Raw genomic sequence first — 20,602 nt, forward strand, 5'->3', positions numbered from 1 at the left:
CCTGATTGCCCATCAGGAATGTGTTGCACGGACGCACCGCCCGCGCACCCCGCCGGATCACGTGGATGAGGGGTCATCCGGTCCGGCGCGCGCGGGCAGGGCGAGGACCGCGGCGGCGTGCACGCCAGTGCGGTGGCGCAAGGCATCGGCCCCCCGTCTCGACGTGAGGGGCGCCGGGCCGATGCCGTCGTGCGCCGCCGCGGTCCTAGCCGCCCACACCCCTCCCGGTCACAGGGCCGGCGGCAACGGCAACAGCTCCCGTCCGGCCCACGGCACCGCGGCCGGCGCCTCGGACCGCCGCTCGTCCGGGCCGCCCAGCGAACGCCGGGCGTTGTCCAGCAACTCCTTGTACGTGAGCACCTCGACGCGGCTCATATGGTCGTTGAACGTTCGCAGGGCCTCGGTGATCTCCTCCTCCGGCACCTCGGGGTGCAGCGCGGGGTGGCCGACGAGGACGAGGGCACCGGCCCGCCGGGTCTCGATGCCGAACTCCTCACGGATGCGGTGGCGGTCCTCGTCCAGCCCGACCAGGTAGTTGACGGCCTGCCCCACCGCCTTGTGCACCTCCGCCCCGGGCACCCAGGCATTGCGGTGGCGGACCACCAACGGGTGCTTGAGGCCCATCGAGCGTTTCAGCTCGACGATGTGCAGGGCGCCGTCGCCCCGTATCAGCGGGATGTCGACCTCGTCGCCCGGTACGAGCCTGCGGTGCGCGGCCTCGCCGACGAACCGGCCGCCGAAGATCCAGTGCTGGCCCTCCAGAGCCCGCTGGAGCTCCCGCTCCGAGGCGTTCGGGTCCTCGACCACCGCGCGCAGCTCGTCGAGTCCGGCGGCGCGACGACGCAACTCGGCCGCCTGGATGACCAGTCGGCCCTTGCGGTCGGCCGCGAGCAGAGCCAGCGCCTCCGGAGAGGCGGCGATGTCCCGGGCGGCGAGGGCGGGGTCCTCGATGTCGACCCGGCCGTCCCGGAAGATGCGTTCCAGCCACAGTGCCGTCTCGGCCCGGCCGCGCGGGATCACCCAGCGGCCGGGCCGGTCCTCGGGGGCCTCCATGAACAGGGCGTCCTCCCCCTGGGCGTGGAAGTGGTCCAGGAACTCCGCCACGCTCGCGTCGGGCTGCTTCCGCAGGTAGGCGCGGCCCTCCTCGACCATCCACCGGTGTGTCACCCACACCGTCCTGCCGAGGTAGTCGCGGCTGATCCGGTCGCGCCTGCCGTCGCGGGTGAGCCGGTAGCGCTCGTCGAAGTCGGGCCGGAGGATGAGGCCCTGGGCGTAGTCCAGAGCGTCCTGGAGCATGCGCACCACGTGCCACTCCCCCGCGTCGGCCGCCGTGCCGCGCGCCGCCGCCAGCAGCCGTTCCAGTTCCTTGCCGCCCCTGCGGCCGCGCCCGGGACCGCCGTTGATGTGCGCGAGGACGGCGCTCAGGGCGTCCTGGACCGCCTGGCCGGCCACCGCCTCCGCCACCTTCTCCAGCTGCCACTCCAGCGCCATGTCGCATCGTGTCGCCATGGAGGGATTGTGCGGCCCGGGTCCGACAATCCCTCATGGGCCGATGTTCGGGGCCGGCGCGCTCCTGACCCGCCCGTCTACGCAAGGGGGCGTAGAGCGCCTACGGAACCCTCAAATCAACCTCTGAACCACCGTCGAAGGGCTTCAACTGCCCCTGGGTGCGGGCACATCCTCGACACACGAGGCCCGCCGGCACGGGGGCGGCGGGCCTCGACGGGGGAGAGAGCTCCGCCGTGGGTACGGGGGAACGCGCCCTCGCGGGCACGGGGGAATCGAGGTCCGCGGGATCGCGGGTTCGGCGAACGGGGGAAAGAGGTTCGCGGGATCAGGGGAAACGGGGGGCACGGGGGAAACGGGGGCCGTGCGGCGGTGTGACAAAAGCGGCTCGCATCATGCGAGGTCACACCGACGCACGGTCCCCGCCCACGTTCGAGGATCCCTGCCGGAAGCCCCCGGCAACCCTCCCCGTTCGGGCGAGCCGCCCCGTCAGACCTTCAGGCTTTCAGCGTCCTGATCGACGTCGGCGCGTGCCACGGCTCCGTCGCCAGTTCCTCGAACTCCACGACGGCGCTGATGTCGTTGGTCGTGGACATCGAGATGTTGGTGACCCGTTCCAGGATGGCCTCGACGACCACCGGCACCCGGTACCGCGCCGCGAGCTTCTTCGCCTCCTCGAAGGCGGCGCCCAGGTCGGCCGGGTCGGTCACCCGGATCGCCTTGCAGCCGAGGCCCTCGGCGACCTTGACGTGGTCGACGCCGTAGACACCCAGCTCGGGCGAGTTGACGTTCTCGAACTCCAGGTTGACCTGGAAGTCGATGTCGAAGGCGCGCTGCGCCTGCCGGATGAGGCCCAGGTAGGAGTTGTTCACCAGGACATGGACGTACGGGATCCGGTGCTGCGCCCCGACGGCCAGCTCCTCGATCATGAACTGGAAGTCGTAGTCGCCGGAGAGGGCGACGACGGAGGCCTCCGGGTCGGCCTTGGCGACGCCGAGCGCGGCGGGGACGGTCCAGCCGAGCGGGCCCGCCTGGCCGCAGTTGATCCAGTGGCGCGGCCGGTGGACGTGCAGCATCTGGGTGCCGGCGATCTGGGAGAGGCCGATGGTGGTGACGTACCGGGTCTCGGGGCCGAAGGCCCGGTTCATCTCCTCGTAGACGCGCTGGGGCTTGATCGGGACGTCGTCGAAGTGGGTACGGCGCTGGAGGCGGGCCCTGCGGTCCTGTGCCTCGGCCGCCCACGCGGAGCGGTCGGGCAGTCGCCCCTTGCCCTTCAGCTCCCGCGCGACCTGGACGAACAGTTCCAGCGCGGCCCCGGCGTCCGAGGCGATGCCGTAGTCGGGGGCGAAGATCCTGCCGATCTGGGTGGGTTCGATGTCGACGTGGACGAACGTCCGCCCGGCCGTGTAGACGTCCAGGTTCCCGGTGTGCCGGTTGGCCCAGCGGTTGCCGATACCGAGGACGAAGTCGGAGGCGAGGAAGGTCGCGTTGCCGTAGCGGTGGGAGGTCTGCAGGCCGACCATGCCGGCGTTCAGCTCGTGGTCGTCGGGCAGGACGCCCCAGCCCATGAGGGTGGGCACGACCGGGACACCGGTCAACTCGGCGAATTCGACGAGCAGTTCGCTCGCGTCGGCGTTGATGACTCCGCCGCCCGCGACGATCAGCGGCCGCTCCGCGGCGTTGAGCATCCCGATCGCCTTCTCGATCTGGGCGCGGGTCGCGGCCGGCTTGTAGACGGGGAGCGGCTCGTACGTCTCCGGGTCGAACTCGATCTCGGTGAGCTGCACGTCGATCGGGAGGTCGACGAGGACCGGTCCGGGGCGGCCGGAGCGCATCAGGTGGAACGCCTGCTGGAAGACGCCGGGGACCTGCGCCGCCTCCAGGACGGTCACCGCCATCTTGGTGACCGGGCGGGCGATGGAGGCGATGTCGACCGCCTGGAAGTCCTCCTTGTGGATCACGGCGGTGGGTGCCTGGCCGGTGATGCAGAGGATGGGGATCGAGTCACCGGTGGCGGAATAGAGGCCGGTGATCATGTCGGTGCCGGCGGGTCCGGAGGTGCCGAGGCAGACCCCGATGTTGCCGGGGTGGGTGCGGGTGTAGCCCTCGGCCATGTGCGAGGCGCCCTCGACATGGCGGGCGAGGGTGTGGTGGATGCCGCCGGCGGCCTTCAGGGCGGCGTAGAAGGGGTTGATCGCGGCGCCGGGGACGCCGAACGCGTCGCTGACGCCCTCGCGCTTGAGGATCTCGACTGCCGCGCGGGCAGCGGTCATACGAGCCATTGCGTACTCCTGCTTCAGCTGCCGGACTCGCGCTCCCGTCGCGCCCCGCCGCGAGCACTTCCGTGATCCTATTTTCCGTATTGCGGAAGTTGATTTCTGCTATCTGGAAGTAATCTAGAAGTCGGTGGGGAGGCCGTCAAGGGCGGGGCCGCCGAATCGCCCGTGCCTGTGGTGTTCTCCTGCCGGTGCGCCCCCGGCTGGAGGACGATGAGGGGGCTGGTGCGACGGGACCCGGTGAGCTCGGTGGTGGGGTGGGACATGAGCGAGACCATGGCGGTGCGATGCCCGGAGTGCGGGCGGGAGCACCAGTACGCCGCGCCCGCCTACCCCTGTGCGTGCGGCACCCCGGTCGCGCCGCCCCTGAACCGGCGCGCCGCCCCCGTCTGCGTCACCCACCGCACCTGGGACGAGGACTGGGTCACCGTCCGCTGCGGGAGCTGCGGTCGCGCGGACCAGTGGCCCCATCCGGAGCTGGGCTGCTCCTGCGGGACCGTGCTGCGCGTGCCCGTCACGGCCGCCGCCCAGCCGTTGGGCATCGGGGGCGGCGACCCGGCCGAACCGCCCGTGGAGCAAGGGGAACAACCCGCCGCGTCGCGGGCCACGTTCCAGCCCGTCACGATCCGCACCGCGCGCGACGCGGTCACCGCCGTCGCCCTCTATCTGCGCTGGCTGGGCTACAAGGACATCCGCCGGGCCGACCAGCGCCAGCCGCACGGCATCGGTCTCGCCGCGCGCGGCGTCCTGGTGCAGGTGCACCCGCTGGTCCAGCCGGCCGCGCCGCGTGACGTCGAGTGCCTGTGGCTGACCGCGATGGCCGAGTCCTGCGACTGTGCCTGCTTCTCGCTCGCCGGATACACGGACGACGCCCGGACCCGCGCCGACGGCCTGGGCGTCGCCCTGTTCGTCCTGGACCTCACGGGCACCCCGCAGCCGGTGAACGCGGCCGCGGTGGCACTGGTCGAGACCGGCGCGGGAACGTGATCAGCCGCTGACCCGACCGGTTGGCCAGACGGGGGCGGACGGTCCCGCACACGGCGGCGGACGGTTCGGCACACGCCGACGGACGGTCAGGCACACGGCGGCGGGCAGTTCGGCCACGGCGCGCCGGACACGCGGGCCGCACCCGAACCCCCGCGCGCCCGGCGGGGTCCCGGGCAGCGGCACGCCGCCTACTCGGCCGCGTACCGCTCCCGCAGTTCGATCTTGCGGACCTTCCCCGACACCGTCATCGGGAACGCGTCGAGGATCCGCAACGCGCTCGGGATCTTGTAGTGCGCCAACTGCCCGTCGCAGAAGGCCCGCAGCTCCTCCAGGCTGAGCGGGCGCGCGGGGTCGCGCGGGATGACGCAGGCGAGGACCTCCTCGCCGTACCGCTCGTGCGGCACCCCGACCACCTGCACGTCGGCGATCCCCGGGTGGCCGTACAGGAACTCCTCGATCTCCCGCGGGTAGATGTTCTCGCCACCCCGGATGATCATGTCCTTGATCCGGCCGACGATCTCGACGTACCCGTCCTCACGCATCACCGCGAGGTCCCCGGTGTGCATCCACCGGCCCGCGTCGACGGCCTCGGCGGTCTTCTCGGGCTCCTCCCAGTAGCCGAGCATCACGCTGTAGCCGCGGGTGCACAACTCCCCCGCGGTGCCCCGCGGTCGGGTGACCCCGGTGGCCGGGTCGACGATCTTCACCTCGATGTGCGGGAGGACCCGGCCCACGGTGCCCGTGCGGTGCTCCAGGTCGTCGTCGCGCCGGGTCTGGGTGGAGACGGGCGACGTCTCCGTCATGCCGTAGCAGATGGACACCTCGGCCATGTGCATGTCGGCGACGACCCGTTTCATCACCTCCACCGGGCAGGGCGAGCCCGCCATGATGCCGGTGCGCAGCGACGACAGGTCGTAGGAGTCGAAGTCGGGGAGGTTCAGCTCCGCGATGAACATCGTCGGCACGCCGTACAGGGAGGTGCAGCGCTCCTGCTGGACGGCCTCCAGGGTGGCCCTCGGGTCGAAGGACGGGGCCGGAATGACGACGCAGGCGCCGTGCGAGGTGGCCGCCAGGTTCCCCATGACCATGCCGAAGCAGTGGTAGAAGGGGACGGGGACGCACACCCGGTCCTGCTCGGTGTAGGCGATCGACTCGCCCACGAAGTAGCCGTTGTTGAGGATGTTGTGGTGGGAGAGGGTCGCCCCCTTGGGGAAACCCGTGGTGCCCGACGTGTACTGGATGTTGATCGGGTCGTCGCAGGACAACTCCTCGAACGGCACGGGGATGCCGCGTGCGACCAGCGCGTCCCAGCTCGGGTCGCCGATGTACACGGTCTCCCGCAGCCGCGGGCAGTTCCCGCGCACCTGCTCCACCATCGCCCGGTAGTCACTCGTCTTGTGGCTGAGCGAGGCGAACAGCAGCGAGACACCGGCCTGGTTGAGGACGTACTCGACCTCATGGGTGCGGTAGGCCGGGTTGATGTTCACCATGATCGCGCCGATGCGCGCGGTGGCGTACTGGACGAGCACCCACTCCGGGCAGTTGACCGCCCAGATGCCCACCCGGTCGCCCTTGGCGATCCCGCTCGCGACCAGCGCGTAGGCCAGCCGGTCGACGTCCGCCGCGAACCGGGCGTAGGTCCAGCGTCGCCCGGACGGCACGTCGACGAGGACCTCGCGGTCCGGCCAGGCGGCCACCGCGCGGTCGAGGTTGGCGCCGATGGTGTCGCCGAGGAGGGCCGTGCCGCTCGTCCCGTGCGCGTACGACGACGCTCCCGCGGGCCCGCCGCTGCCGCTCACCGGAAGTCCTCCTCGCGGTACTCGGCGTCCGAGCCCGCGGCGGTGGCCTCGCGCAGCTCGATACGGCGGATCTTGCCCGACACGGTCTTCGGCAGGTCGGCGAACTCCAGCCGCCGGACCCGCTTGTACGGCGCGAGGACGGTCCGGGAGTGCTCGAAGAGGATCTTCGCGGTGTCGGGGCCCGGCTCCCAGCCCGCCGCCAGCACGATGTACGCCTTCGGCACGGCGAGCCGCAGTTCGTCCGGCGCGGGCACGACGGCCGCCTCCGCGACCGCCTCGTGCTCCAGCAGGGCGCTCTCCAGCTCGAACGGGCTGATCTTGTAGTCGCTCGCCTTGAACACGTCGTCGGCGCGGCCCACATAGGTGATGTAGCCGTCCTGGTCGCGGGAGCCGATGTCGCCGGTGCGGTAGTAACCGCCCGCCATGGCCTCCGCGGTGCGGTCGGGGTCGCCGTGGTAGCCGGTCATCACGCCCACGGGACGGTCGGACAGGTCGAGCGCGATCTCGCCCTCGTCGACGTCGGGGGCGCCCGAGACGGGGTCGAGGAGGACGACCTTGAAACCGGGGCTGGGCCGACCCATCGAGCCGGTCTTCAGCTCCTGGCCGGGGCTGTTGGAGACCTGCACGGCGGTCTCGGTCTGGCCGAAGCCGTCCCGGATCGTGATGCCCCAGGCGCGGCGCACCTGCTCGATGACCTCCGGGTTGAGCGGCTCGCCCGCAGCGACGACCTCCCGGGGCGGGGTGCGCAGCTGGGTGAGGTCGGCCTGGATCAGCATCCGCCACACGGTCGGCGGGGCGCAGAAGCTGGTGACGCCCGCGCGTTCCATCTCCGACAGCAGCCGGGCCGGGTCGAAGCGGGTGTAGTTGTGGATGAAGACGGTCGCCTCCGCGTTCCACGGGGCGAACAGGTTGGACCAGGCGTGCTTGGCCCAGCCGGGCGAGGAGATGTTGAGGTGGACGTCCCCGGGTTTCAGACCGATCCAGTACATCGTCGCCAAGTGGCCCACGGGGTACGACACATGGGTGTGCTCGACCAGTTTCGGCCGGGCGGTGGTGCCCGAGGTGAAGTACAGCATCAGCGGGTCGGAGGCGTTGGTCTCGCCGTCGGGCGTGAAGTCGGCGGGGGCCGCGTAGGCGTCCTCGTAGGGGCGCCAGCCGTCCGCGGTGCCGCCGACGGCGATCCGGGTGTAGCGGCCGGGCACCTCTTCGAACTTGGCGGTGTCCTCGGCCCGCGCGATCACATGCCGGACCCGGCCGCGCTCGACGCGGTCGCGCAGGTCGGCGGGGCCTAGCAGCGGGGTGGCGGGGATGACGACGGCGCGCAGCTTCATCGCGGCGAGGGCGGTCTCCCACAGCTCCGCCTGGTTGCCGAGCATGACGAGGACCCGGTGGTCGGCCCGTACGCCCTGGGCGCGCAGCCAGTTCGCGGCGCGGGAGGAACGCTCGGACATCTCGGCGAAGGTCAGCCGGGTCTCCGTGCCGTCCTCCTCGACGATGTGCAGGGCCGTGCGGTCGTTCCCGCGTGCGATCTCGTCGAACCAGTCGAGTGCCCAGTTGAAGAAGTCGGGGCGCGGCCACGTGAAGCCCTTGCAGGCCGTGGCGTAGTCCTCCCGGTGGGCCAGCAGGAAGTCCCTGGCCGCCCTGAACTCCTCCGTGGCGCTCGTCCTCGCCGACATGTGTCCTCCTCATTGCCGGACCGTCGCCTGACATCGTGTAATGCGTGATACGCGTCTCACTACCCCCGAACGGGGGTGCGCCGCGCGGAAAGGACGACTTCGTGGCAGTGGATTCCTTCGGTCCCGTCGATCCTGCTTCATCCGGTTCGACGGACATGCGCGGCGCGCTGAACCGCTTAAGGCTGGCCACCGGGCTGCCGCTGGCCTTCGCCGGGCTGGTCGAGCCCGGTCCCGGGCAACTGCGCATCAGCGAACTCCAGGGCAACCGGACGACCTCGCTCAGCGGGCTGTCCGTGCACTCCGGGAACGGGCTGGGCGGCAAGGCGGTGGCGCTGGCCCGCCCCTGCTGGGTGACCGACTATTCCTCGTCCCGGCAGATCAGCCACGAGTACGACGCCGCCGTCGCCGCCGAGGGCATCCGCTCGGTCCTCGCCGTCCCCGTCGTCGTACGGCGCCGGGTGCGCGGAGTGCTGTACGGCGCCCTGCGCGCACCCCAGCCGCTGGGCGACCGCACGGTCGGGGCGGCGATGGAGGCCGCGCGGGACATGGAGCAGGCCCTGGTGGTGCAGGACGAGGCCCGGAACCTGCTGGCGGCGGCACGGCCGCCGGAGGACGGGTCACCTGGGGCGTGGGAGGAGGTCCGCGAGGCGCACGGGGCGCTGCGCGCGCTGGCCCCCCGCATCGACGACCCGGAGCTCCGGCGGGAGCTCCTCCAGGTGTGCGGTCGGCTGGCCGGTGCCGCCGCCGCGGACACCGCCGGACCCGCCACGCCCGACGCGCCCGCCCCGTCCGGCGGGCCGCGGGTCACCCTCACCCCCCGCGAGCTGGACGTCCTGTCCTGCGTGGCGCTCGGCGCGACCAATGCCACCACCGCCGACCGCCTCGGCCTGCGCCCCGAGACGGTCAAGGGCTACCTCCGCTCCGCCATGCGCAAGCTGGAGGCCCACACCCGCCTGGAGGCGGTGGTGGCGGCCCGCAGGGCGGGGTTGCTGCCGTAGGACTCCGCCGACGCCCGCCGCGTGCCGGGGCGGGTGGAGGATGGTGGTGGAGCGGCGTCCGCCGTCGGCCCTCACCGGCAGACAGACGTTGTCGGCCCTCATGGGCGGACGGAGGCCGTTGTCGGCCCTCGCGGGGCCGAGCCGGGTCGATCACGGCCGGCGCGCATCGGTGGCTCGGGGCGGTGAGAGACGGGTTGGGCGGTGGTTCGGGATTCATGTTTCGGGCGTGTGAAATTCCTTATGCCGTACCCTTCCTGTTATTTCCCTCACCACGCTGCGTTCCGAAATTCAAGGACTGGTTGCCTAATATTGGCCCGGACACGACACAGAGGGGAGCGGTGGCCCGTGCATCGGGACTTCAAGGAGCCTGGGAGACCCCGCCCCGACCTGGTCATAGGCAGGGAGGAGCTGTTCACCGCGGCGCGGGAGCAGCTCGCGCGCGGCGGCAGCGTCCTCGTGCACGGCTCGGCCGGTATCGGTAAATCGACCGTCCTGCGCGCGCTCGCCGCTGAATACGACACGACGGCCCGTACGGTCCTGCGGTGCTCGGCGACCGAATCCGAGTCGCATCTGCCGTTCCTGGCCCTGACCGATCTGCTGGGCCTCGTCGTCGACGAGGTCTCCGACCAGTTGCCCGCCCCCCAGCGCACGGCCCTCGAATCGGCGCTCACCGGACGGGGCGAGTCCACGCTCCAGCGTGACGGTCTGGCCCTGCGTCTCGCCGTCCTGTCGACCCTGCGCGCCCTGGCCGCCAAGGGCCCCGTCCTGATCGTCGCGGACGACCTCCAGTGGCTGGATCCGGCCAGTGTCGAGCTGCTCGGATTCGCCGCCCGCCGCCTCGGCGAGATGCCGGTCCGCATGCTGTGCGCCGTCCGCACCTCGACGGACCCCCATGGCCACGAGCAGGACAGGTATCTACGCGCGTCCCCGTCGGACACCCTGGCCCTCAGGGTCAACCCGCTGTCCCGGGCGCACGTCGCCGAGCTGCTGGAGAACCGCGGCTACACCGGTCTGCCCCGCTCCACCGTGCGCGACATCCACCGCACCAGCGGCGGCAACCCCCTGTTCGCGCTGGAGCTGGGCCGCGCCCTCGCCGACAGCCTCACCCCGCCCCGCCCGGGCGAGCCGCTGCCGGTGCCGACCTCGCTGCGGACCCTCGTACTGAACCGGCTGGACATGCTCCCTGCGGAGGCCCGCCGCACCCTGCTTGTCGCCAGCGCCGGTGCCCGGCCCACCCTGGCCCTGCTGCGTGCCGCCGGACGGGAGAACGCCGAGGCGGAGACCGCGCGGGCCGTCGAGCTGGGCCTGCTGGCACCCGAGCGGGAGAGCCCCGGCGTGCGCTTCGCGCACCCCCTGGTGTCGGCCGCGCTGTACGCGGAGGCCACCGCCCAGGAGCGGCGGGCCGCCCACGCCGCGCTGTCCACCGCCGCCGTCGACCCCATCGAGCGGGCCCGGCATCTGGCGCTGGCCACGACCGGCGCCGATCCGCAGGTCGCCGCCCGGCTCGGTGAGGCCGCCGCGGTGGCCAGGGACCGCGGCGCGCCCTCGGTCGCCGCCGAGCTGGGTCTGCTCGCCGCCCGGCACACCCCGGCCGACGCGACGCCGTCGCCGGACGAGCGGAGGCTCCAGGCCGCCGAGGACGCGCTGACCGCCGGGGAGAACGACCTCGCCCGGGACATCGCCCGCGAGGTGCTGAGCCGCGCCACCGAGCCCGCCGAACGCGTCCGCGCCTGGATGGTGGTGATCGAGGCGGCCGGCCAGTCGATCGCCGAGGTCGACGCCGTGTACCCGCAGGCCCTCGCCGACGCGGGCGACGACCCCCGGCTGCTCGCCCTGGTCCACTACCAGCTGGCGTGGCGGGCGCTGGTCATCGACGGCGACTTCGCGGCGGGCCGCAAGGAGGCCGCGCGCTCCGCGGAACTGGCCGCGAGGGCCGGGGACCGCCGTACCGAACTGCTCGCGCTCGCCCACCAGGCGCAGGTCGAGACGTTGATGGGGCACCCCGACGCACCCGCGACGATCAAGAAGGCGCTGAAGGAGCCGCAGGACCCCCAGCTGGCCTGTCACCACAACGGGGCGGGCGCGACCCGCTTCCGCTGGCTGATGATGAGCGACCAGTTCGGCGACGCCCGGGCCACGGCCACCGCGCTGCTGCGCGAGGTACGGCGCCGCGGCATGGTCGAGAGCGAGGTGCACTACGTGCGCTTCCTCGCCGAGATCGAACTGCGCACCGGACACTGCGGTCGGGCCCTCGACCTCGCCCGTGAGGGGTACGGGCTCGCCCGCGACTCCGGCATAGGCGAGGGCGCCTCCGCCATGCTCACCTCGCTCGCCGAGGCCGCCGGCGGCGATGTGGAGCGGGCGCAGGCGCTGGCCCGGGAGGCCGCCGAGCACGCCGAGCAGGACGGCGACCTGATGTACCTCTCGCGCGCCCTGGGCGCCCTCGGCCACGCCCAGTTGGTGTCCGGGGACGCGGCCGGCACCGTGCAGTCGCTGCGCCGGGTACGGGAGTTGGAGGAGGGGCTGGGGGTCACCGACCCGGCCCGCGGCCGCTGGCAGGCCGATCTCGCCGAGGCGCTGGTGCGGGTCGGGGAGATCGCCGAGGCGCAGGACGTCATCGACGTCACCCGGCAGCGGGCGATGCGTCTGGGCCGCGAGAGCATCCTCGCCGTCCTCGACCGGGCGGAGGCCCTTGTCCGTGCGGCGCGCGGTGAACACGACGCCGCCGTACGGCAGTTGACGTCGGCTCAGGACCAGCTGGCGAAGCTGGGCTGCGGGCTGGAGGAGGCGCGGGCCGCGTACGCCCTGGCGTCTCTGCGCGCCATGCCCCAGGCGCTCGGTGTCGCTCCGCGCGCGGGGGTGGCCCCCGTGCCCGGTCCGGCCGCGTACGACGAGGCGTCCCGGCTGTTCCGCCGCTGCCGTGCCCTGCCGTGGCTGCGTCAGGTCGAGCAGATCTCGACCACGCCGGCGCCCGTGCCGCAGCCCGCGATCGCCCCGTCGGCGCTGGACGCCCTCGCCGGGCTCGCGGCCACGGAACGGCAGGTCGCCGAGCTGGTGATGGAGGGCGCCACCAACCGGGAGATCGCCGGGAAGCTGTACATCAGCGTGAAGACGGTCGAGGCGACGCTCACGCGCGTCTACCGGAAGTTGGGGATCCGGTCGCGTGTGGACATCGTGCGACTGGCGGCGGGACACCGTACGAACTGACCTCCCCGGGACCGGTCTACGACCCCTCCCGGGGACCCGTGTGCGAAGGCTTCACGCCGGCCCTGACGCGACCCTGCCCTGGCCGGGGCCCGATCGGCCCGCCCTGGCGGAAGCCCTTCCGGCTCCAGCCTAGGCTCACACCACACCTCGGGTCATCGAGGGTTTTCCCTCCCCAACTCCCTTAGGGGGATCCCCCATTGGGGGACGTTCACAACCGGTCATACGTTTTACGCCGTGCCGCACGCCAGGGCACACAGACCGGCCCACCGCCCCCGCTCGGCTCCCCCGAGCGGGGGCGGTACCCGCAGGGCTCCTGTGCACCACCCCCACCCGCGCGTCCCCCACCGGCAACTCCCTCCCCCCATGAGGAGAACCATGTTCGGGTTCAACCGTGCCAGGAAGACGATCGTCGCCGCCGCTGCGACCGCCGCGGCCTCCGCCGCCGCTCTGCTGGCCGCCCCCGGCGCCGTCGCCGCTCCCCAGCCCATCGTCGGCGGTACGACCACCACCGCGAGCGCGTACCCGTACGTCATGCAGATCACCAACTCCTCGCAGAGCCAGTTCTGCGGCGGCACCCTGGTGTCCGCGACCAAGGTGATCACCGCGGCCCACTGTGTCGACGGCAGAACGACCAGCAACACCCGTGTCGTCGGCGGCCGCACCTACCGCAACGGCACGGACGGCACCGTCCGGTCCGTCAGCCGCATCTGGATCCACCCGAACTACACGTCCGCCGAGAACGGCAGCGACGTGGCCGTGCTGACGCTGTCGTCGTCGATGCCGTACACCCCGGTCTCGTACGTCACCTCGTCGCAGACCAGCGTGTACGCGGCCGGCACCACCGCCCGCATCCTCGGCTGGGGCACCACCTCCTCGGGCGGCTCCTCCTCCAACCAGCTGCGCACCGCGACCGTGCCGATCGTGGCCAACTCGGTCTGCGGCAGCTCCAGTTCCTACGGCTCCGAGTTCATCGCGAGCGACATGGTGTGCGCCGGTTACACGTCCGGCGGCGTGGACACCTGCCAGGGCGACAGCGGCGGTCCCCTGATGATCGGGGGCGTCCTGGCAGGTATTACTTCCTGGGGTTACGGCTGCGCCGACGCGCAGTACCCCGGTATCTACACCCGGCTGACCACCTTCTCCAGCACGGTGGCCGCGCAGGTCAACTCCTGAGCGGAACACGCCGGCCCGTGAGCTCCTGAGGCACGTCCTCAGGTGATACCAGGGGGCGTTGCGAACCTGCCACGAGCGGTTCGCAGCGCCCCCTCTCCACGTCCGCCACGTCCGCCATGTCCGGGTCGCGTCCCGGTCGCGTCAGTTCGCGACGGTGCCGAAGCGGATGTCGTACGGGTCGCCGTCTTCGCCCTCGCCCTCGTTCTCGCCCTCACCGGGGAGTGTCCGGAGGGTGCGCTCGGCCTCCGCGACGAGGTCGGTCCGCTGCTCCGCGGTGAGACGGACGAACGGCTCCAGGACGACGGCGGGCCCGTCGAACTTCCAGATCCCGGCCAGGAAACCGTCGACGAGGAAGGTCCGGTACGCCTGATTGCCCTGCCAGCTGCGGCCCTTGAGGTCGGGCGGTACGACACGGGAGCGGTCGGCGTGGGAGAGGAGCAGGTTGTCGAACTCGGGCAGCAGACGGGGCGGCACCGGGGTCTCCGGGTCGGGGCGGGGCGCGTCGGGCAGGTCGAAGAGTTCGACGCCGTTCTCGTCGCGGAAGGTGACCAGCTCCGGGCGCAGCCGCTCGAACGCCTCGCGCAGCCGGGTCACCCCGGCCCAGGTCTGCATGTCCTTGACGGAGGCGGGCCCGAAGGCGGCGAGATAGCGGCGTACGACGGCCTCGGGCGCCGGGGCGGGTGCGGCCGGGCGACCCAGCCAGTGCTCGGCGGTGGTCAGCGCGACCTGGCCGCTCCTGCCCCAGAGGCCGCGCGGGGTGACCTGCACCAGCGGCAGCCGGCAGCGCGCGGCGATGCCGAGGGCGAGCGGATCGGCGTCAGGCCACTCGACGAGCAGGGCCTCGCGCAGCTGCTTGAGGGTGCGGGGCTCCTCCTCCACCAACTCCCGTGCGAGGGAGGTGAGCCGGTCGAGGTCGACGCCGACGAGGCCCTTGCGGAACAGTTGCAGTTCCCGTTCGCGGGCGGGCTGCACGAGGGGCCGCAGGGTGAGGCAGTCCTCGGCGGTGTGGGTGTGGATGGTGGACCGCATGGTGACGATCCGGACGACGGCGCGCTCCGCCATCAGCGTCGACAGCTGCTCGGGGGCGAAGCCCTCCAGGCGGGCGGCGAGGGCGTAGTACGGCGGTTTGACGTTCTGCGCCTGGAGCCCGAGCAGATGCTCGACGGCTCCGCTCACCGACATCTCGGCCACCGGCGTGCGGCGCAGCAGCAGTTGCCGGGCGAGGGTGGCGCGGTTGAGGGCGCGGGCGCCGAGCAGGGGTGCGGTCGAGGTCGCCTTCTTCGTCATGGTGAAACGCTAACGGCCCTTGCGGACAGCTTCTGTCCGCGACGCCCGGCGGGACGGGCAGAAGCCGTTGGGGACGCCCGGCGGGCTCGGAACTCCCGGGGCCCGTGCCACGGTTTGCCCCGGATATCCTGTTCGAAGATCACACAGACAGATGTGCGACTCCGGAGGCGAACCGATGGCCGAACGACGTGCCCGCCCAGCCTCGAAGAGCGCCAGGGTGTCGGGCTGGCGCCGCGCGCTGACCCCGCCCGCGCCGCCCGCGGGCCGACCGCCGGCGCCTCGCCCCGGACCGGCGGAACCGGATCGGCCGGACCGGGCGGCCAGTGTCGTACAGGCGGTCCTGTACGAGGACGGTGTACGGGTCACCGCGCCCGCGACGCTCGCCGAGACCTACCGCGCACTGCGGGAGGCACCGTCGGGCATGGCCTGGATCGGGCTGGCCCGCCCCACCGAGGGTGAACTGCTGTCGCTGGCAGCGGAGTTCGACCTCCATCCGCTCGCCGTCGAGGACGCGATGGAGGCCCATCAGCGCCCCAAGCTGGAGCGCTACGGCGACACCCTGTTCGTCGTACTGCGCGCCGCCCGCTATCTCGACGCGCCGGAGGAGGTCGACTTCGGTGAGCTGCACGTGTTCGTGGGGCCGGACTTCGTCATCACGGTCCGGCATGGCGCGGCGCCGGACCTGTCGGCGGTGCGCCGCCGCATGGAGGAGACGCCGGAACTCCTGAAGCTGGGCCCGGAGGCGGTGCTGTACGCCATCCTCGACGCGGTGGTGGACGACTATGTGCCGGTCGTCGCCGGCGTGCAGAACGACATCGACGAGATCGAGACCGAGGTGTTCCGGGGCGACCCGGAGGTGTCCCGCCGCATCTACGAACTCTCCCGCGAGGTTGTCGAGTTCCAGCGGGCCACCCGCCCTCTGGTCGGGATGCTGCACGGCCTCATGGCCGGTTTCACCAAGTACGAGACGGACGACGAACTCCAGAGCTACCTCCGCGACGTCGCCGACCACGTCACCCACACCAGCGAACGCGTCGACGGCTTCCGCCAGGCCCTCACGGACATCCTCACGGTGAACGCGACGCTGGTGACCCAGCAACAGAACGCGGAGATGCGGGCCCTGGCGGAGGCGGGCTTCGAACAGAACGAGGAGATCAAGAAGATCTCCTCGTGGGCGGCGATCCTGTTCGCTCCGACACTCGTCGGGACGGTCTACGGCATGAACTTCCAGCACATGCCCGAACTGAGCTGGACCTTCGGATACCCCTTCGCGATCGGCTTGATGGGGATCGTCTGTGTCAGTTTGTACGTGATCTTCAAACGGCGGGACTGGCTCTGACCGCCAGAGCACCACCGGCTACCGCAAGACCCGTCGCTGCGACAACACCACCGTGGGGCCACGATGCGGCGTGGCCGGCCACGGCGGGTTGCTCGACTGTGGTGGGTCACGGGATGAAGCCGTAGTCCAACTGTGTGATGAGCTTGGTCTGGTCGCCCTTCAGGGACACCAGGAGCGTGCGGGCCAGGGTGCCGCCGAAGCGGGTCCCGCCGTCGGCGGTCGGGACCGTGTCGATGAAGCTCTCCACCAGCCCGTTGGGCATCACGTAGTGCGAGTACTGCTGCGTCGGGGCGTCCTCCGGGTTGCCCAGGACCAGTGCACTGCCGTTGAGCGGCTTGTAGTCGCTGCGTAGGGACGAACCGACGAAGCCGTAGAGGCCGTCCCAACCGCTCAGCCCGGGTGCGAACGTGAACTTGTGGCTGATGGTGAACAGGTAGTACTTGCCGTTACGGATGACCAGGTGGGGCCGTTCGGTCTGCTGGTTCACGCAGTTGGCCGAGAGCAGCGGGGGTCGCAGTCGCCATGTGTCCATGCTTCCGTCGGCAGCCGTGGCGAGCCCGATGTTGCCCGTGTAGTACTTCGCGTCCTCCGGCACCTCATGGCCGGCCGGGACGTCACCTATGTCGCGCTTGGTGCACTGGTACGTGCCGGCGACACCGCCCGTGTTGCCCTCGAACAAGAGGTGGATCTTGCGGTCCCGGGGGTCCCGGAAGACGAACGGGTCACGGAAGGCGTAGATGATCGGGCCCGCCTGGGACTGCTGCAGGGTCTGGTACAGCTTGCCGTCGGCCTCGGCGATGATGCGGTGGTCCCGGAAGCCGCTGAACCACACGCGGTTCCTGTCCGCGTGGATCTTGCCGGTCGCCTGGGCCAGACGCTGCAGGGCGTCGTTGGGGTCGACCCCACCGTTGTCGCGCCCGGAGGCGGTGTAGAAGGAGTACACCTTGTCGCCGACGAGAGCTGCCGAGCCGGCCCACTCACGTGAGCCGAACGAGGTGCCGGGCCGGAACAGGTCACCGCCGTACTTCCAGCTCTTGGCGTCACGCGAGTAGAAGTAGCCGATCTTCGCGTACCAGTGCCGGTCGCCGAACGGCACGGAGCGCGGTGCCGTCAGCGAGAAGATGACGTGCCAGCCCTTGTAGGTGGCGGTGCGGGTGTTGAGCTTGGTGAGCGGCCAGGTGTCCCAGAGCCACACCTTGTCGGTCATCACCGGGAAGTCCGGCGACACGCGGGGGGCGGTGTTGGTCCTGTTCTGCCGGAGCTTCAACGCATCCGCGCGGGACCAGACGGCGTGGTAGTCGTCGGCCGCGCTGTACTGCCGTGTTCCCGTCTGGGACGAGGTCGGTTCGTCGGCGGAAGCCGGTGTCGCCACACCGCCCAGCACCGCGAGGGCCATCAAGCCCGTGGCCAGCCGGATCAGCACTCTCCGTGATCTGCGCATGCGTCGTCCTTCCAAAGCGGGTGACCGAACGGAACAGAACCGTGGGGAGCGATTCCGTTTCGCGGCTACCCCCCTTCTCGCCTGACACGCCATCAACTTCTGTTACTGGCAATTAACTTCGGGCGCTGGGGGATGAAAGGGTGTCCGCACCCATGGCGGCGCGGCTGCGTGAGGCGTGCGTCAAACGCCTTTCAGGACACGGTCGAGTGCCGCTCGGCCCGACCCATGCGGCGGCTACTTTGGTGCAGGCCCGGCGTGCCGTGCTCCTGCCCGGCAGGCGTCCCGTCAGGCCGCGTTGGCTGCCGCAGCCAGGATCCGGGCCAGTTCGGTGGGCTTGGTGACCATGGGCCAGTGGCCCGAGTCGATGTCGACGAAGTCGACGTGCTTGGCGCGGGCGAGCTCCGGGACGTCGCCGGCGTTGATCCACTCCTGCGCCTGCGCGGGCGTGAACTCCGGGCAAACGACCACGACCGGGACGTCGAACCGCCGGTCGTCCGTCAGCCGCACCACGCCCTTGGCCACGCCTTGGGGCACGGGGATCGCGGCAGCCGCCAGCTCTCGCCTGGCCTCGTCGTCGAGGTCGGCGGCGTCCGGTCCTTCGAACGGGCTCCAGCCCGGGAAGGGCATGACGCCGTCTCTCACCTCGAAGAAGTCGGCGTACAGCTGACCGTGGGGGGACGGGAAGCCGCCGATGAGGGCGACCTTGGCCAACCGCCCCGGCCACCGGTCGGCGGCCAGCCAGGCCAGCGAGGCGGCGGCGGAATGCCCCACCACCATGAGCTTGCCGGGCGCTGCGTCCACGGCGGCGAGCACCGCCTCCACCTGGTCGTCGAGCGTGGCGGACGCGGAACCGTCCCCTTGGCCCGGGAGGGTGAGCGGCACTGGGCGATGGCCGTGCGCCTGCAGCGCGGAGGCGACAGGGCCCCACACGGCTCCGTTCAGCCACAGGCCGCCGATGAGCAGGATGTTCATGGTCAGTTCCCCTTCTTCTGCTTCACGGATGTCACCGTAGGAGGAGATCCGGACAATCCACTGCCGGTTTGTCCGGCGACCGTCCAAGCGCCTGGGCGTCATCCGGTGGCGGCCAAGTCCGGGAACCAGCCCCGCCCACCCTCGCCCCAGGGGCCCGGGGAATCCCGCGGACTCCTTTGACCCTGGATCTCGGCGGAGCGGATTAGCCTGCTCCCGTGCCGAACGATCTCAGCCCCACCGCGCGAGCGCTGCGCGCCCTGGAGATCATCCAGTCCCGCCCCGGTACGACGGCCGGAGAACTTGCCATACGGCTGGGCGTCACGGAGCGAGCCGCGCGCCGATACGTCGGGATACTCCGAGAGGCCGGCATCCCCGTGGAGTCGGCCCGGGGGCCGCATGGCGGGTACCGGCTGGGGCGCGGGACGAGGCTGCCCCCTGTGCATTTCACGCAGACCGAGGCCCTCGGCCTGGTGATGGCCGTACTCAGCGGCCAGCCGAGCGCAGCCGGTGCCGACGACCTGGTCAGCACCGCCCTGGGCAAGGTCATCAAGGCGCTGCCGGAGAGCGTCGGCCACCATGCGGCAATGCTGCGGGAGTACGCGTCGGCCGCACCGGACCCGTACGTGTCCCGCCCGGATCCGGCCATCACCAGCGAACTCGTCGGTGCCGTCGCAGCCCGGCACCGCGTGTGGGTCACGTACCGCAGCGAGGTCGGCAACGAGTGGGAGGCCGAGGTGGATCCCTGGTCCCTCGTCGTCCGCTACGGGCGCTGGTATCTGCTGTGCCACTCCCATCGCGCGGACGCGATCCGCACTTACCGGGTCGACCGGGTCCGCGCGGTCCGGCGGACCGGGCATGGGTTCGAACCGCCCGAAGGTCTCGACCCGGTGGCGGTGCTGGAGGAGAACCTGGGCCTCGGATGGGAGTTCTCCACCCGCGTGGTGTTCGACCTCCCCCTGACCGAGGTGGCCCCCTGGATCCGGCCGCCCATGGGACGGCTCGAAGCCTTGGGGGACGGATGCGTTCTGGTCGGCAGCACTCGCAACCCAGCGATGTACGCGCAGGAATGGCTGGCGAGTCTGCCGTTCGCCTTCCGCGTCGAGGGCGGAGAAGAGCTGCGTGCCGCGGTGGCGGCCCTCGTGGCGCGTTTCACCGCCGCCGTGGCCGACCAGCCCTAAGAGCTCCGGGCCGAGCAGGCGGTGGCAACAGCTCAAGCCGGCCCTGTCCATGTGCCCATTCGTCACATCTCCACGTCGCGAGAGACTCTAGACGAGCGGCCGATTCAGGAACTTTGCCGGAGCCAGCTCAAGGAACTTCGACATCGCGATGGCTAGCCGCGCCGCCTCGGGCCCACCGGGCTCGCCCGCCAAGCAACGGAACGTCAGTTCCAGAGCACGGTCACCACCCCGCACCAGAAGGGTGGTGATCTGGGCCTGCTGCCCGACCGGACCGGCGAGCATCGTACGCATCAAGGCCTCGTCACCGAACCGCTGCTCCACCTTGAGCGGCTCGCTCGGATCATCGGCCGGATCCACCACGTGGACGGTGATCTCCTGATCGCCGATGTTCATCGTCCAGGCGGGGCACTGGGCGTACACCTGCCGCATGTCGGCCATCCAGGCCACGGCAGCCCCTGCTACTCGCTCCGAGACCCCCTCGTCGACGACGAGAGAGGAGTCGGCGTTCATGAACGAGGTCCTGACCTCTCTCGCGGCCTTGTCGCTGAACGCCCTGTTCAGCAGGGCCGTGAGCTCCGGGGTCGGACCGGTCATCGGCGGCGGGTCCTCGTCGGACGAGGGCGACGCCAGCACAGTGAAGTCGTCGAGGCCCGCGTCGGCCAGATCCGCTGCGGTGACCAGTAGCCGCTCAAGGTCCCCAGGCTGTGCGGTCGCCGCCGGTTGCGAACCGTCAAATGTGCTCACGGAGTTACCCTTTCAAGCG

General features: G+C 71.4%; 14 protein-coding genes. 6 read left to right on the plus strand and 8 right to left on the minus strand.

What is annotated here, in order from left to right; all coding sequences use genetic code 11:
* Positions 1 to 228 precede the first annotated feature (228 nt).
* Together M8J73_RS41185 and gcl are read right to left on the minus strand one after the other, a co-directional pair.
* Positions 229 to 1,509 carry a Shedu anti-phage system protein SduA domain-containing protein gene (locus tag M8J73_RS41185; RefSeq protein ID WP_240501525.1) on the minus strand — a complete coding sequence of 427 codons (1,281 nt, stop codon included), beginning with the start codon at positions 1,507 to 1,509 and terminating at the stop codon, positions 229 to 231.
* A gap of 494 nt (positions 1,510 to 2,003) precedes the next feature.
* Positions 2,004 to 3,788: a glyoxylate carboligase gene (gcl, locus tag M8J73_RS41190; protein ID WP_055543170.1), complete on the minus strand. Its 1,785-nt coding sequence runs from the start codon at positions 3,786 to 3,788 to the stop codon at positions 2,004 to 2,006.
* 258 nt (positions 3,789 to 4,046) lie between these two features.
* Here gcl and M8J73_RS41195 point away from each other — a divergent pair, with 258 nt between their 5' ends.
* Complete coding sequence (locus tag M8J73_RS41195; protein WP_206188080.1) at positions 4,047 to 4,769, plus strand: hypothetical protein; 723 nt, start codon at positions 4,047 to 4,049, stop codon at positions 4,767 to 4,769.
* 188 nt (positions 4,770 to 4,957) lie between these two features.
* On the opposite strand, the gene M8J73_RS41200 is transcribed toward M8J73_RS41195, so the two are convergent.
* The gene (locus M8J73_RS41200; RefSeq protein WP_055543169.1) at positions 4,958 to 6,568 is read right to left on the minus strand and encodes an AMP-binding protein; all 1,611 of its coding nucleotides are present in this window, start codon (positions 6,566 to 6,568) and stop codon (positions 4,958 to 4,960) included.
* The gene (locus tag M8J73_RS41205) at positions 6,565 to 8,244 is read right to left on the minus strand and encodes an AMP-binding protein (protein ID WP_055543168.1); all 1,680 of its coding nucleotides are present in this window, start codon (positions 8,242 to 8,244) and stop codon (positions 6,565 to 6,567) included. Before M8J73_RS41205 ends, M8J73_RS41200 begins: the two co-directional genes overlap by 4 nt.
* A gap of 155 nt (positions 8,245 to 8,399) precedes the next feature.
* Here M8J73_RS41205 and M8J73_RS41210 point away from each other — a divergent pair, with 155 nt between their 5' ends.
* The 3 genes from M8J73_RS41210 (at position 8,400) to M8J73_RS41220 (ending at position 13,622) form a co-directional block, all read left to right on the plus strand.
* The gene (locus tag M8J73_RS41210) at positions 8,400 to 9,242 is read left to right on the plus strand and encodes a helix-turn-helix transcriptional regulator (RefSeq protein WP_055543167.1); all 843 of its coding nucleotides are present in this window, start codon (positions 8,400 to 8,402) and stop codon (positions 9,240 to 9,242) included.
* Positions 9,243 to 9,587: 345 nt separating this feature from the next.
* Entirely contained in the window at positions 9,588 to 12,449 is a 2,862-nt protein-coding gene (locus tag M8J73_RS41215; RefSeq protein WP_249829786.1) for a helix-turn-helix transcriptional regulator, read from the plus strand.
* A 375-nt stretch (positions 12,450 to 12,824) separates the two neighbouring features.
* Complete coding sequence (locus M8J73_RS41220; RefSeq protein WP_249829787.1) at positions 12,825 to 13,622, plus strand: S1 family peptidase; 798 nt, start codon at positions 12,825 to 12,827, stop codon at positions 13,620 to 13,622.
* 141 nt (positions 13,623 to 13,763) lie between these two features.
* Here the strand turns inward: M8J73_RS41220 and M8J73_RS41225 are convergent, their stop codons facing one another.
* On the minus strand, positions 13,764 to 14,909 hold the full coding sequence (locus M8J73_RS41225; protein ID WP_055538193.1) for a winged helix DNA-binding domain-containing protein: 1,146 nt from the start codon (positions 14,907 to 14,909) through the stop codon (positions 13,764 to 13,766).
* Positions 14,910 to 15,084: 175 nt separating this feature from the next.
* On the opposite strand from M8J73_RS41225, the gene M8J73_RS41230 reads away from it, so the two are divergent.
* Positions 15,085 to 16,248 carry a magnesium and cobalt transport protein CorA gene (locus M8J73_RS41230; protein WP_206187812.1) on the plus strand — a complete coding sequence of 388 codons (1,164 nt, stop codon included), beginning with the start codon at positions 15,085 to 15,087 and terminating at the stop codon, positions 16,246 to 16,248.
* 106 nt (positions 16,249 to 16,354) lie between these two features.
* On the opposite strand, the gene M8J73_RS41235 is transcribed toward M8J73_RS41230, so the two are convergent.
* Together M8J73_RS41235 and M8J73_RS41240 are read right to left on the minus strand one after the other, a co-directional pair.
* Positions 16,355 to 17,689: a glycoside hydrolase family 68 protein gene (locus tag M8J73_RS41235; protein WP_240501171.1), complete on the minus strand. Its 1,335-nt coding sequence runs from the start codon at positions 17,687 to 17,689 to the stop codon at positions 16,355 to 16,357.
* 285 nt (positions 17,690 to 17,974) lie between these two features.
* Positions 17,975 to 18,661 (minus strand): alpha/beta fold hydrolase, encoded by a 687-nt coding sequence (locus tag M8J73_RS41240; RefSeq protein ID WP_055538191.1) that lies wholly within the window; start codon positions 18,659 to 18,661, stop codon positions 17,975 to 17,977.
* Positions 18,662 to 18,876: 215 nt separating this feature from the next.
* Here M8J73_RS41240 and M8J73_RS41245 point away from each other — a divergent pair, with 215 nt between their 5' ends.
* On the plus strand, positions 18,877 to 19,839 hold the full coding sequence (locus M8J73_RS41245) for a helix-turn-helix transcriptional regulator (RefSeq protein WP_055538190.1): 963 nt from the start codon (positions 18,877 to 18,879) through the stop codon (positions 19,837 to 19,839).
* An 87-nt stretch (positions 19,840 to 19,926) separates the two neighbouring features.
* Here the strand turns inward: M8J73_RS41245 and M8J73_RS41250 are convergent, their stop codons facing one another.
* Complete coding sequence (locus M8J73_RS41250) at positions 19,927 to 20,583, minus strand: hypothetical protein (RefSeq protein ID WP_055538189.1); 657 nt, start codon at positions 20,581 to 20,583, stop codon at positions 19,927 to 19,929.
* Positions 20,584 to 20,602 lie beyond the last annotated feature (19 nt).

Origin of the sequence: Streptomyces neyagawaensis, assembly GCF_023516595.1 — a bacterium.
Lineage (GTDB): Bacteria > Actinomycetota > Actinomycetes > Streptomycetales > Streptomycetaceae > Streptomyces > Streptomyces neyagawaensis.

Bases quoted from the DNA above. Each gene is read 5' to 3' on its own strand.
- M8J73_RS41185 (WP_240501525.1), bottom strand. From the start codon at position 1,509: ATGGCGACACGATGCGACATGGCGCTGGAGTGGCAGCTGGAGAAGGTG.
- gcl (WP_055543170.1), bottom strand. From the start codon at position 3,788: ATGGCTCGTATGACCGCTGCCCGCGCGGCAGTCGAGATCCTCAAGCGC.
- M8J73_RS41195 (WP_206188080.1), top strand. From the start codon at position 4,047: ATGAGCGAGACCATGGCGGTGCGATGCCCGGAGTGCGGGCGGGAGCAC.
- M8J73_RS41205 (WP_055543168.1), bottom strand. From the start codon at position 8,244: ATGTCGGCGAGGACGAGCGCCACGGAGGAGTTCAGGGCGGCCAGGGAC.
- M8J73_RS41210 (WP_055543167.1), top strand. From the start codon at position 8,400: ATGCGCGGCGCGCTGAACCGCTTAAGGCTGGCCACCGGGCTGCCGCTG.
- M8J73_RS41220 (WP_249829787.1), top strand. From the start codon at position 12,825: ATGTTCGGGTTCAACCGTGCCAGGAAGACGATCGTCGCCGCCGCTGCG.
- M8J73_RS41225 (WP_055538193.1), bottom strand. From the start codon at position 14,909: ATGACGAAGAAGGCGACCTCGACCGCACCCCTGCTCGGCGCCCGCGCC.
- M8J73_RS41230 (WP_206187812.1), top strand. From the start codon at position 15,085: ATGGCCGAACGACGTGCCCGCCCAGCCTCGAAGAGCGCCAGGGTGTCG.
- M8J73_RS41235 (WP_240501171.1), bottom strand. From the start codon at position 17,689: ATGCGCAGATCACGGAGAGTGCTGATCCGGCTGGCCACGGGCTTGATG.
- M8J73_RS41240 (WP_055538191.1), bottom strand. From the start codon at position 18,661: ATGAACATCCTGCTCATCGGCGGCCTGTGGCTGAACGGAGCCGTGTGG.